This is a genomic window from Vibrio sp. HDW18 (assembly GCF_011306175.1).
GTDB classification, from domain to species: Bacteria; Pseudomonadota; Gammaproteobacteria; order Enterobacterales; family Vibrionaceae; genus Vibrio; species Vibrio chanodichtyis.
On sequence record NZ_CP049914.1, the window covers coordinates 46,598 to 58,935 of the forward strand.

Annotated in this window: 10 protein-coding genes; 2 read left to right on the forward strand and 8 right to left on the reverse strand. The window is 48.5% G+C overall.

The features are described from left to right. Positions 1-4: 4 nt before the first annotated feature. The 6 genes from G7083_RS12010 to G7083_RS12035 form a co-directional block, all read right to left on the reverse strand. Positions 5-1,072, reverse strand: coding sequence for a sensor histidine kinase (locus G7083_RS12010; RefSeq protein ID WP_166015083.1), 1,068 nt, complete (start codon positions 1,070-1,072; stop codon positions 5-7). Further along, positions 1,073-2,317, reverse strand: coding sequence for a hypothetical protein (locus G7083_RS12015; protein ID WP_166015084.1), 1,245 nt, complete (start codon positions 2,315-2,317; stop codon positions 1,073-1,075). Between the two features lie 4 nt (positions 2,318-2,321). Beyond that, entirely contained in the window at positions 2,322-3,071 is a 750-nt protein-coding gene (locus tag G7083_RS12020) for an outer membrane lipoprotein-sorting protein (RefSeq protein WP_166015085.1), read from the reverse strand. Further along, the gene (locus G7083_RS12025; RefSeq protein WP_166015086.1) at positions 3,064-4,323 is read right to left on the reverse strand and encodes an ABC transporter permease; all 1,260 of its coding nucleotides are present in this window, start codon (positions 4,321-4,323) and stop codon (positions 3,064-3,066) included. Before G7083_RS12025 ends, G7083_RS12020 begins: the two co-directional genes overlap by 8 nt. Next, the gene (locus tag G7083_RS12030; protein WP_166015087.1) at positions 4,311-4,994 is read right to left on the reverse strand and encodes an ABC transporter ATP-binding protein; all 684 of its coding nucleotides are present in this window, start codon (positions 4,992-4,994) and stop codon (positions 4,311-4,313) included. The genes G7083_RS12025 and G7083_RS12030 overlap by 13 nt, the downstream gene beginning before the upstream one ends. A 372-nt stretch (positions 4,995-5,366) precedes the next feature. Further along, entirely contained in the window at positions 5,367-6,290 is a 924-nt protein-coding gene (locus G7083_RS12035; protein WP_166015088.1) for an aldo/keto reductase family oxidoreductase, read from the reverse strand. Positions 6,291-6,694: 404 nt separating this feature from the next. On the opposite strand from G7083_RS12035, the gene G7083_RS12040 reads away from it, so the two are divergent. After that, positions 6,695-8,767, forward strand: coding sequence for an alpha-amylase (locus G7083_RS12040; protein WP_166015089.1), 2,073 nt, complete (start codon positions 6,695-6,697; stop codon positions 8,765-8,767). A gap of 125 nt (positions 8,768-8,892) precedes the next feature. After that, on the forward strand, positions 8,893-9,426 hold the full coding sequence (locus tag G7083_RS12045) for a cytochrome b (RefSeq protein ID WP_166015090.1): 534 nt from the start codon (positions 8,893-8,895) through the stop codon (positions 9,424-9,426). 117 nt (positions 9,427-9,543) lie between these two features. On the opposite strand, the gene G7083_RS12050 is transcribed toward G7083_RS12045, so the two are convergent. Together G7083_RS12050 and G7083_RS12055 are read right to left on the reverse strand one after the other, a co-directional pair. Continuing rightward, positions 9,544-10,641, reverse strand: coding sequence for an alkene reductase (locus G7083_RS12050; protein WP_166015091.1), 1,098 nt, complete (start codon positions 10,639-10,641; stop codon positions 9,544-9,546). 295 nt (positions 10,642-10,936) lie between these two features. Next, a complete protein-coding gene (locus G7083_RS12055; RefSeq protein ID WP_166015092.1) occupies positions 10,937-12,139 on the reverse strand; it encodes an acetate/propionate family kinase in 1,203 nt (400 codons plus the stop codon). Positions 12,140-12,338: the final 199 nt, after the last annotated feature.

Genomic DNA, 12,338 nt, shown 5'->3' on the forward strand with positions numbered 1-12,338 from the left:
CTCATCAGTGAAAGGTTAAGTCTATGCTAAAACTGGTTGGCAAAACTTGTAAGTGGTGCAAAGCGATGCGGATCGTCGCGCTCACACCACCAAGGTTATTTTCAGTCACACTGAGTACACCTTGTTCAGCAAACAAACCCGACAAGCGTTGCCGCACATTATCAAGAGCGATACCGTTGCCCACTGAGGCTTGGCCAAGCCCCATACCATTATCCTGTACCATTAACTCAAACCAACCATCAGCCACACTAAGCGTGATCTGAATCATACCGCCTTCGGTTTTTGGCTCAATGCCGTGGGTGAGAGCGTTCTCGACTAAAGGCTGAATTAACATTGGTGGAATCGCCAACCTCTGCCACTGACCAAGCTCTGGTAAGTGGTACTGTAAACGCTCCCCTAAGCGGATCTTCTGAATATCCAGATAGGCTTTAACCAATTGCATTTCATCTCCTAACTCGCTGATATTATTGCGCCTCAGTCGCATGGCACCACGCAGCAATTCGGTCAATTTTTCCAGCATTAACTGGGCTTTTTCTGAGTCTACTCCAATTAATGCATTAATATTGGCGAGGGTATTAAACAGGAAGTGAGGCTCAATTTGGCTTTGTAATTGCTTAAGTTGGCTTAGTAACAGGGCTTTTTCTTGCTCAGACTGCTGCCGACGAGCTGCTTCTAATGCCCCTTGGGCAAGCAATTTTTGTTCATGAGCATAAAAATATAAAAAGCACACCGCGGAAAAAATAAACCCAAGGCCCATGATCGGCCGATAGGCAGTAAAATCATCAAATTCGGGATAGTGACGCAACCAGACATACGCGATCCAGGTCCCTAGGATCACCGCACCGCTCAGAGCCAACACATTGACGAGCCGTTTAGACAATTGCGGCCAACCACGTGATATGCATTGTGCTAAAAAAAATGCGCTGTATCCGTAACCAAAACTGATCGCTAAATGTTCACTAATATTACTATGCCAGATCGTCATCGTAGTGAGTGCTATCACAATACAAAACAGCGTGGTAAAGCCAAAACTTTTGACATCATGGGCAGAAATAGTTAAGCGCTTGATCATCTAAAATTTTCCTTTGAGATTAAGCAAAATCGTAACGCTATCGGGCAAGTTTGCATACGCTGAATTTGATGCGCCACTCACAAAACGTGCCGCAAGTTCCAGTTGTAGTAAGACGCGACCGGTATCGTACACTTGCCAGTTCAAGCGCGGGGTAGCCACCAGCCCTGTATCTTGCACTGACCATTGTAAATCTAGGGTTGGAGTTAAGTTGTTAATGCCCAGCCATTGACCATCGATACTCTCCCATGCCCAATGCAGCATAACATTATGTGCCATCAGGTTAGTGGCTTGATAGGCTTGTGCATAAGCAAAAGCGATGGGCGAACGTTCCTGTTGATGCAGCAAAGTGGCATCAGCCAGTGTTTGCCGCCATTGATCGGCATTCCAACTGCGTCCATCGTACCAATATTCAGCAATCACATGGTGTCCCTCTGCATTGGCCCAGTTTACGCCAACCAAAAACTGCGCCGCATGTTGCTGTTTAATCAATTCAATCTGCCGCTCAGTTTGTCTCTGGTATTGCCAATATTCTCGTTGATAAAGCCACGAGCTGTGCACGCTCCATGCGCTACTCAGTACTGAAACCCACGATCCTCCCACTAAACCACGCCGGACATTGTCATAATAAACGATGCCTTGGATTTCACTGTCCCCCACTAAGCGATAATGGCGCAATCCAATGCCTTGTTGTTGATTTTGAGTCACTAACTGTGCTTCGCTCGAACGCCCCCAAGTACTATCTGTAGCAATCAAGGTCCACTCACCCAACTCTTGATAGGATGAGAGCGCTAGCACACCTGCCCCCTCTTCCACTTGAATGCCTAATGGATTGCGCCGATAGGGCAAAAAAAGATCCAACGGCCGATAACCATAGCCCACACCCCAATCAAGGCGAATTTTTCCGGCAGTAATATCGAGCGTTTGTCCAGCAAGCGTGCTTTCCCCTTGCCAAAATAGTTCACTCAGGGTCAGCCTGGTTGCTCTTGTCTGCTGATTACTTCGATAGAGCGCAAGGCTGGTCAGCGCGAGACCCGCAGTCCAGCCTTGCCAGCGCGACTGTACATCGAGCCAAACATCCACTTGCTGCTGTTCGTCATACTGAGCAGAAGCCCACACAAGGGAGTCATTATTTTGAGCATGCGAAGCGCTCACCATCCAATCCCAGTCTAACTTGAGCGGATCTTGAGCCCATACGGACGAACAACTAAGAAGCCCTATTATCCCTAACGCCTGACCAAACCTCATATCATTACTCCAATGCAGGATTTTGAATCAAGTACGCGGGGTTATAGAACTTATCCTCTAAGCGTTTCGGCTGCACCGATTGATATTCGATAACCGTTCGTTTCGAGGGTTGAATGTTATCCAGCAAAGTCATCTCAACCACCCTCTCACCTTGCACAGTAAACCAAGCGACTTTAGCTAGTTTGCCAGAATGCAGATAAAGTTCGGCTTTGACTGGTGCAGCATCCGTACGATTAAGCCACAAGGTGATCGCTTGATAGCTGGCCCCTGCGGTTTTCGCTTTGAGCACCAAGCGGTACGTTTCCACGCTGGATTGATCCTCACGCAGTACCGACTCTTCCCCTTCTAAACTCGGTTGGTAATCATCGCTCCAAGTGAGGGTTGAAATATCGCCAACAGAAGCTTCACCGAGCAATTTTTGCATTGGTGTGATGCGAATGGGGCGGCGACTTTTCGGCATCAGTAACCAATAGTTATCTCCGAGCATCAACATTTTTTGTCCTGCTTCTGTCGCCGATTGAAACAGCACTAACGATTCGCGATTTTCGCGCACGTAGACATCATATTGATTGGTTTTTTCCAACTTACCATCCTGGTAAAGCTGCACCACAGAGACCACTTTCGCTGCCGATTCTTTGAGTCGAAATTCATCGGCGCGCTTTACCATGCCCACCACATCGAGTTCAGTTGCCAGAGCCAGAGCACGACCCGAACAAATCAATCCCAAAACAAGGGTCAAAATCACTTTATACATACGCTAACGCCTCCGTAATGGGCTTGTTTACGCCTTTGCGCGCAGAGAACCACGCCGCCACTACACAAATCAACACAGTGCCTAGGGTGCAAAAACCAACCAGCGTGAAAGAAAAATAGAGATCAAGTGGGTAACCTTCAGTTCTGCCTGGTGGTGGTGGCATTTGAATCTCAGCCACTCGCACCACCACTATGGTCAATAGATTCAGTAACGTGCCACACACACTGCCACACAGCGCCAACAGCGTCGCTTCACGCACAAAACCCACCAGAATATCGCTTGGGTAGGCGCCGAGGGCCGACAAGGTGCCGATTTCACGCGTACGCTCACTGACCGACATGGTTAAGGTATTGAAGAGTGCAACAAACACCACTAACGCCATCACGCTGCCCATCACCCCGAACAGTCGGTCATACAAGTCTTTAACTCGCGCGTAGAAGAAAGCGAGCTGCTGCCAAGGCGTCACTTGTAGCGGTTGAGCTAAGGTCAGCTGATTGAGTTGATTTTCAACCCACATTTGCATGGTTTGAGTCTGTTCGGTACTAAACAGGTACACAGACAAGGTACTCACTTTACTGGAATTAAGCAGTTCTTGAGCCGACGCTAAGTGCAAATAGAGCTGACGTTTATCCAACTCTGGCACCCCTGTCGAATACAGACCTCGCACTTGAAAATCCAGCGCATTCAGCGCGCCATCGACGGTGGTGGCGAGCAGCGTCACCCAATCGCCAACGGCAACATTAAGGTTGCGTGCCAGATCGACACCAAGCATCACCTGAGGTTGAATCGGGTCAACATGGGGCGAATGAGGATCCTGTAACGCCTGCCCTGCACGCAGATCCAAAAACGGCCCTTTCATATCAAACTCTTTATGATCCACCCCAAGGCCGATAAAAATCGTTGATTTGTGGCCATTGGAAACCAACCCGGTTAACTCAATCCGTGGCTGGATGCCACGGATCGCCGGATTCGCCAGCAAAGCTTGGCGAATGTTGACGCTGCCTTCTAATCCATTCGCCAATGGCGTCTCTTCCTCTTGCTCAAAATAGCCGCGCTGGCTCAGCGTTAAGTGGCCGATATCCCGCGCTGTCGATTCACGTAGCGAATCATAGGTATAAAGACCAAAGCCTCCGGCACAAGTTAATGCCAATACCGCAATCGCGATGATCGAAATAGAGAGTAGACTGCGGCGACGATTACGCTGCAGGTTTAATGCCGCCAAGCGCCATGCTGGTGAGATCAACTTGCCCATTGCATCGCCTCCAATGAAATTTGTCCGTCCACCAGATTGAGTGTGCGATCACACTGGGCGGCCATACGCCCGTCATGAGTGGCAACCACAAAAGTCGTGCCTAACTCATGGCCAAGACTTTTCATTAAACTGATCACAAGGTTAGCGGTTTGACTATCCAGACTCGCGGTCGGCTCATCCGCGACCACCAATTTCGGGTTGTGAACCAAAGCCCGAGCTATCGCCACACGCTGTTGCTGACCACCGGAAAGATGATCTGGTCGCTGCTGCATCACGGCTTCTAATCCAACCTTGGTTAGCATGTCATGTGCTAACTTGTGCTGATCACGACGGCTAAAACCATTAAGCAGCAAGGGATAAGCGACATTCTCTAGCGCCGTCATCACGGGCACTAAGTTGAATTTTTGGAACACAAAACCAAACTGAGTACGCCGCAGTAAAGCAGCAGACTTACCCTCGCGCGGATATACGCCCCCCTCTAACGTCACTTCACCTTGGTAATTAGGGTCAAGTAATCCCAAGATATTGAGCAAAGTGCTTTTACCTGAGCCGGAAGGCCCACACAGCGCTAACATTTCTCCAGATTGTACCGTGCCACTCACGCCACGCAGGGCCGGTACGCTCTGCATACCGACTGAGTAGTGCTTTTCAATCGCTGTAAATTGCAACATGTCGCTACCTCCGATTCATTAACTAGGGTTTGCGCTAACCAATGATCGCTATACCCAAACAACTTGGAGTTGCAGGTCGGCGGTGAGTGAGTCCCCATGAACATAGACAAACTATGTGATTGGGGTGAACGAACGTCGCCAACCGCTGCCGCTTCAAATAGGAAGGGGATATCAATCATCAGATGTAAGATAAGCTTACTGAATTAGAATGATGCTTGGCGGAGATTGCGACCAATGGTCTTTATCAAGCGTGAATGGAACATAGCGGGAGCCAATGGAGACGAGAGATTAAAAGACTATATTGCTTGAGAAACAATAGTGCCAGTATAAAAACTGGCACTAAAGAGTATAACGCTATAAAAAACAATCCGGTTATGGCACTCCATGGCCTTTAGATGCACCCCATACGCGATACCATTGCTCACGAGTAAGCTCTAACGACAAGGCTGCTATTGCACTTTGCACGCGTTCAATTTTACCGGAACCGATAATCGGCAGCGGGTGGCTTGGCAAACTGCGTACCCAAGCGTAAATGACCTGCTCCAGTGACTCGGCACCCAATTCGACACGGAGCTCTTCCAGCACCGCACGTACACGCTGCGCTTGCTCAGTTTGACCGGAGAAAATTGCCCCGCCACCCAAACATGACCACGCCATTGGGCGAATGCGCAGACGCTGCAACAGATCCAGAGTACCATCGTGTGCGACTTCAAAATTAAGCGGATTAATTTCCACTTGATTGGTCACCAGCAGTTTCCCCAAACGAGATTGCAGCAAATCAAATTGGGCCGGCGTAAAGTTCGATACCCCAAAATGTTTCACTTTGCCGACTTTGTGCAACTCGGCAAACGCTTCGGCAACCTCATCGGCATTCATTAATAGATCGGGGCGATGGATCAATAGTACATCAATTTCGCTAACGCCGAGGCGTTGCAGCGAATGATTCACCGATTGATGAATATGCGCAGCGCTGGTGTCGTAGTGATTGATTTTGCGCTCAGGAAAACGCTCGCTATACAATTGGATATCACACTTGGTAATAATTTGGATTTGCTCACGCAGTGCAGGTTGCAGCGCTAGAGCTTCACCAAATAGTGTTTCACATTGATAATTGCCATAAATATCCGCGTGATCAACACTGGTAACCCCCAACTCAATATGTTGCTTGAGAAACGTTAAGCGCTGCTGTGGTGTCATATGCCACTCGGCCAATCGCCAATAGCCTTGTACCAGTTCGGAAAGCTCTGGTCCTTGTGGGGCGATGGTCGCTTTTGGTACCACTTTAGGTTGTTGCATTGTGTCTCTCCCATTTTGACTTCGCCACATCGTAAGCACGGTACTTCTTTTGTGCAAAACCTATCAATAGCGATTGATCAGGTTGTGACTTAGCTTGGCTTTTTCAGCGCAATGGCACTCAATAGCTATCTTATCAGCCACGGATTCGCCCCTCGCAGCGTAAGCCCGCTGCGCCTTTAGCAATCAAGTTGTGATGCAGTGCAAGTAAACAAGGCGTAGAGCTAAGAATGATGTTGATCAACCGCGAGCCAATTATGCTGTGCCTATCCACCGCTAGCGTCCTCATGCAATTGTCGCAGCAATGGATAACACATTATCCACCCATCATAACCGGACAAATATAGCCGGAGAGAACATCGGATTGCGGTCAATGACAATGACCGAATCACCATCAAGGATCGACGATGAAACGCAATACTCTGACCTTAGCACTGCTGTCTACCCTCAGCTTGCCAGTATTGGCAGCGCCGAATTTAACCGCCAATTTAACCATTGCAACCACCACCAACAGTCGCGATTTTCCGCTCGCAGCTGATGCACCGTTGGTGATCCCACTGACCAAAGGCGATTACACCTTAACCATTAGTGGTATTGAGGGTGATTGTGCCGCGACGACGGCTCAAGAGATCAAATTCAATACTCCATTTGCTTTAAACTGTCATGCACCGACCCAACTGCCGTTGAACATACGTTTTACCGGTGATTACGCATTTCAATGGCAAGCACAAAACAATACGCTCACACTAGTACGTCAAACCACCAAAGCGGCAACCAGTGAATTTCGCCGCCCAATCCCAAATGTCAGTTGTCAAACTTACCAAGGTGGTGAAGTGACCTTAAATTTGGCCAACAGCTTTGCGGATGGCGCTCAGTTGCAAGATGCGTTTTCCGGACAAGTGGTGACGGTAAACCAAGGTCAAGTTCGCCTAACCCCATCAACCAATAGTGGTGGTTTAGTGCTACTTGAACCGGTCGCTAAGCATCATCCAATCCAAGCGCAACCTTTTACCTATCGCAACGCCAACATCTATTTCGTGATGATTGATCGCTTTTACAATGGTGATCCCAGCAATGATGGCAGTTACGGTCGGCAAAAAGATGGTCAGCAAGAGATCGGTACCTTTCACGGCGGTGATTTAAAAGGCGTGATTGCTAAGCTCGATCACATTCAAAGTCTCGGCACCGATGCGATTTGGCTGTCACCGATTGTTGAACAAGTACATGGTTTTGTGGGCGGCGGCGAAAAAGGTTCATTTCCCTTTTATGCTTATCACGGCTACTGGACGCGAGATTTCACGAAAATTGACGCCAATTTCGGAGTGGATGAAGATTTACAAACCCTAGTACGTGAAGCACATCGCCGCGGTATCAAAGTGTTACTCGATGCGGTACTGAACCATGCTGGTTATGCCACGTTAGCGGATTTACAACAAGACGCGATTGAAATTGTCAACGCTTCAATGCTGCCCCAACGCTGGAGTCAATGGCAGCCCACAGCCGAACAAAATTGGCATAGCTTTCACCAAGCAATTGATTACCAAAGCCCAAAATGGAGCCAATGGTGGGGTGGTGATTGGGTACGCGCTGGCTTACCGGGTTACCCGAAACCAGGCAGCAGTGATATCACCATGAACCTCGCTGGCCTGCCCGATTTTCGCACCGAATCAACCCAAGCGGTTAGCCCACCGCAATGGTTACTGAATAATCCCGGCACGCGTGTGGTAAACAAACCAGGTTACAACGTCACTGACTATTTGGTTGAATGGCAAACGGATTGGGTGCGCCGCTTTGGGATCGATGGTTTTCGAATTGATACGGTCAAACATGTTGAAGGGGCGGTGTGGCAACGCTTGAAACAACAAGCCAGTGCCAGTCTCAGCGCATGGCGACAAGAGCATAATCAAACTGGCGAACCATTTTGGATGATGGGCGAAGTATGGGGACACGGCGCTTACCGTAGCCCTTACTTTGATGATGGTTTCGATGCACTGATTAACTTTGATATTCAAAAACGGATGGATAATGGTGCCGCCTGTTTAAGCCAAATGGCGATGGTGTATCGCGATTACGCGCAAACCCTCAGCAAATACCCGGATTTCAATCCCGTCAGCTATATGTCTTCGCATGATACCGAGCTGTTTTTTGGCCGCTTTAAATCATTCGAAATGCAACGTAACGCCGCTAATGCTCTACTGCTAACCCCGGGTGCGATTCAAATCTATTACGGCGATGAAGTGGCGCGCGAAGCGGGCCCCTATGCTGATGATTTCCATCAAGGTACCCGTTCCGATATGCCGTGGGAGTGGAATAATGATCGCCAAGCATTACTGAAGCACTGGCAAACCTTAGGTCAATTTCGTCAACGTCACCCTGCAATTGGAGCGGGAGAACATCGCGAAATCGCCCAATCCAACGCTTATATTTTCACTCGCACATTGGGTGAAGATAAGGTGGTCGTTGCGTTCGTAGGCCGTTAATCAGCAAGTGCAGGAAACAATGGCGCTCCTGCACGTTAACTTTACATAAATTTACTCAGCAAAGCTTCACAGGGTGTTTCAGTGGTACATAATAGTCACTGTTTACAGAACATAGGATTTCAATCATGGATAAGCGCAAAACCTATTCAAAAACCTCAATCGCACTGCACTGGATAACTGGCCTCGCCTTTATTGCGGTGTTTGTGGTTGGCGATTATTTGTCCGACTTGCCACGTGGACCGGAAAAACTACAGTTGCTGGCTCTGCATAAATCTTTCGGAGTCATGATCTTGCTGATTGCGCTCACTCGCATTATGTGGCGGATTAAAGAAGGCGCGATCCCGCCAGCGTCGGTCATGCCTGCTTGGCAATACAAAGCCGCCAAAGCGGTGCATGGTTTACTGATGCTCGCAACACTGGCGATGCCGATCTCCGGGATTGCAATGAACATCGGCGGTGGCCGCGCGCTAGAAGTGTTTGGCTATACACTGGTTGCCGCAGGCGAAAGCCTACCTTGGCTGCAAGAGTTAGGCTCCGCCATCCACAAAGGTGCTCCACCACTGATCATCACCATTGTTCTGCTACATATTCTGGCTGCGATTAAACACCAAGTAATCGATAAAGATGCCACTATAGCGCGCATGCTCGGTCGCGGTTAAACTTTGCTGAAAAGAGCGTGGTAAGTTGAATTTACATCGATGTCCTCCTCTGTAATGAGGAGGACTTTTTTTGCTCACCAAAATCAAGTCACTATAGTGATGGCCCATTTCCGTCGGTTATGGCTGATAGGTTGGGTAATCGGTCAGTCCTTGCTCACCGCCACCAAATAGCGTATTTGGATCGTGCTCCGCAAGTGGATAGCCATGCTGCAGACGCGCAGGCAGATCGGGATTGGCCACAAAAGGTCGGCCAAAGCCAATCATATCGGCTAACCCTTGCTCGATGGCAAACTCTGCTTTTTCTGCGCTATAGCGACCAGCGTAAATCAGCACACCTTGATAAGCTTCGCGTAATGCGCGTTTGAATGACACTGGCATTTCTGGCGCATCATCCCAATCCACTTCAGCGATATGCAGATAAACAATGTCATGTTGATTGAGTAACGCTGCTGCCGCGGTGTAGGTTTCGATCGGATTGGCATCAACAGTACCATTGAGTGTGGTTAAGGGTGCTAAACGCACCCCAACCCGACCCGCACCGATGGCATCCACCAGAGCTGCAACCACTTGATCAAGAAAACGCAGTCGATTGGCAAGGCTGCCGCCATATTGATCGCTACGTTGGTTTGATTCCGAATCAATAAATTGGTTGACCAAATAGCCATTAGCCGCATGCAATTCAATGCCATCAAAGCCTGCTTCGATCGCATTTAACGCCGCTTGACGATACTCAGCAATCACTTGATCAATATCCGCTTGCGTCATTGCTCTAGGCTCAACCACATCAACAAAACCAGGTTGATCGGTGCCATTATCCACGAAAACCTTGACCTTCTCGGCTTTCAAGGCAGACGAAGAGATCGGCTGCTTGCCACCAATATTATCAGGATGAGTCACCCGCCCCACATGCCAAAGCTGAGCAAAAATTACACCGCCTTGCTCATGGACCCCTTGCGTTACTGTTTTCCAACCGGCAATTTGCTGTGCCGTGTAGATCCCCGGCGTCCAAGCATAACCTTGCGCCATCGGCGAGATTTGTGTCCCTTCTGCCACAATCAATCCAGCAGAGGCGCGCTGGGCGTAATACGTCGCCATCATCTGATTGGCAAGATTGCCAGGCTGACTTGCGCGTGAGCGGGTCATCGGTGGCATCACAATCCGGTTTTTTAGGGTTAATTGATCGAGTTTAATCGATTGAAACAAGACATTTTTCATAACGATATCCTACTTACTGGTTTGGATCCGTTCGATGGCAGAAATTTGATTCTTCATCTGTGCGGGTAACACGCAGTTCACGCTAAATTGCTAGCAAGATACGGCAAATCATATCAACCATAAAATTATCCATCATTATCATGTTAATAAATTTTAGTTATGGTCAATCATAGAGCGCGGGAGGAATCGCGAAAGCGAACTTGAATTAATCTGATGGATAGAGAAAAAGGCGGATAGAGGCAAAAAGCAGATAGAGAAAGGGCTGGCAATGCCAGCCCTTGAAAAAGTGATGGGATCACTTGCTATTTAGTAGTGCCATCGCTTGCGATACGATCACGAATTCTTCATTGGTCGGCATCACCAAAGCCACCGCATTAAGTAGCTCTGATTTAGCGATAATCCCCGCATTCCCAAAGCGGGCGGCTTGGTTGCCTTGCTCATCTTCGACAAAACCGAGCAGTTTTAGATTAGCTAAAATTTCGCGGCGGATCGGCAGTGAATTTTCACCAATCCCACCAGTGAAAATGATCGCATCCAGATGATCGAGTGGGATCAGGTAAGAGCCGATGTATTTCGCGACGCGATAGGTGAAAACTTCAAACGCCAACTTCGCGCCAGCATGGCCCTGCTCCATCGCTTCTAAAATACCACGCGCATCGGAAGTGAGGCCTGAAACGCCCAAGAAGCCAGATTTTTTATTCAGCGTGTCAAATACGCGCTCTTGACTCCAACCTTTTTTCATCAAAAATTCGATGATGCCGGGATCCAAATCACCGGAACGCGTACCCATCATTAAGCCCGCCAATGGGGTAAAGCCCATCGAAGTATCCACCGATTGACCATGACTGATCGCACACACCGAAGCACCGTTGCCTAGATGTACCGAAATAAAACTGGCTTGTTCAATCGGCTTATTGAGCATTTTCGCCGCTTCACGGCTGACATAATAGTGGCTGGTACCGTGGAAACCGTAGCGACGGATGCCGTACTGCTCATATAGCTCATGAGAAATTGCGCCTGTGAAGGCTTTTTTCGGCATAGTTTGGTGGAATGCGGTATCAAATACCGCAAATTGTGGCAAGTGTGGGAAAGCCTCCATCGCGGCTTGAATACCTTTGGCACCGGCAGGGTTGTGCAGCGGAGCAAGATCGGCCAAGCGTTCAATTTCAGCCAAGACTTCTTGATCAATCCGCACCGTTGAGGTGAATTTTTCACCGCCATGGACAATACGGTGCCCGACGGCAACTAAGTCTTGTGCCAAACCAAGACTCTCCATTAAGCCCACGATCCGGTTAATCGCATGTTGGTGATGATGATCCGCGGCAGTGATCGCCTCTGCCGTTTTTTCACCCTGATATTTCCAGCTAATCACCGCTTCAGGCAAGCCAAAGCACTCACCAAGACCTGAGATCAGCGCCTCACCAGTTTGGGAATCTATCACTGCAAACTTCAATGATGAGCTACCAGAGTTTATAACCAACACATACGAATTCGACATGGGGGCGGTATCCTGTTTCAAACGTTAAAAGGAAGTGTTTTTACTTCATCATTATAGAAATTTCATTATTCAATAATTTTTGAATCTTTCAACTTTGTTTTAGTTTTTTGTGTGAGAGAAACGTTTTTTTGTTGATCTTAGACAACAATGGATTTCTTTCTAGGCGAGAAATATTTCTTTTTGTGAATTGCCATCAGCG

What these genes read in the sequence shown, in the direction of transcription:
- G7083_RS12045 (WP_166015090.1), top strand. Translation starts at nt 8,893, where the DNA reads ATGGATAAGCGCAAAACCTATTCAAAAACCTCAATCGCACTGCACTGG.
- G7083_RS12020 (WP_166015085.1), bottom strand. Translation starts at nt 3,071, where the DNA reads ATGTATAAAGTGATTTTGACCCTTGTTTTGGGATTGATTTGTTCGGGT.
- G7083_RS12015 (WP_166015084.1), bottom strand. Translation starts at nt 2,317, where the DNA reads ATGAGGTTTGGTCAGGCGTTAGGGATAATAGGGCTTCTTAGTTGTTCG.
- G7083_RS12010 (WP_166015083.1), bottom strand. Translation starts at nt 1,072, where the DNA reads ATGATCAAGCGCTTAACTATTTCTGCCCATGATGTCAAAAGTTTTGGC.
- G7083_RS12055 (WP_166015092.1), bottom strand. Translation starts at nt 12,139, where the DNA reads ATGTCGAATTCGTATGTGTTGGTTATAAACTCTGGTAGCTCATCATTG.
- G7083_RS12025 (WP_166015086.1), bottom strand. Translation starts at nt 4,323, where the DNA reads ATGGGCAAGTTGATCTCACCAGCATGGCGCTTGGCGGCATTAAACCTG.
- G7083_RS12035 (WP_166015088.1), bottom strand. Translation starts at nt 6,290, where the DNA reads ATGCAACAACCTAAAGTGGTACCAAAAGCGACCATCGCCCCACAAGGA.
- G7083_RS12040 (WP_166015089.1), top strand. Translation starts at nt 6,695, where the DNA reads ATGAAACGCAATACTCTGACCTTAGCACTGCTGTCTACCCTCAGCTTG.
- G7083_RS12050 (WP_166015091.1), bottom strand. Translation starts at nt 10,641, where the DNA reads ATGAAAAATGTCTTGTTTCAATCGATTAAACTCGATCAATTAACCCTA.
- G7083_RS12030 (WP_166015087.1), bottom strand. Translation starts at nt 4,994, where the DNA reads ATGTTGCAATTTACAGCGATTGAAAAGCACTACTCAGTCGGTATGCAG.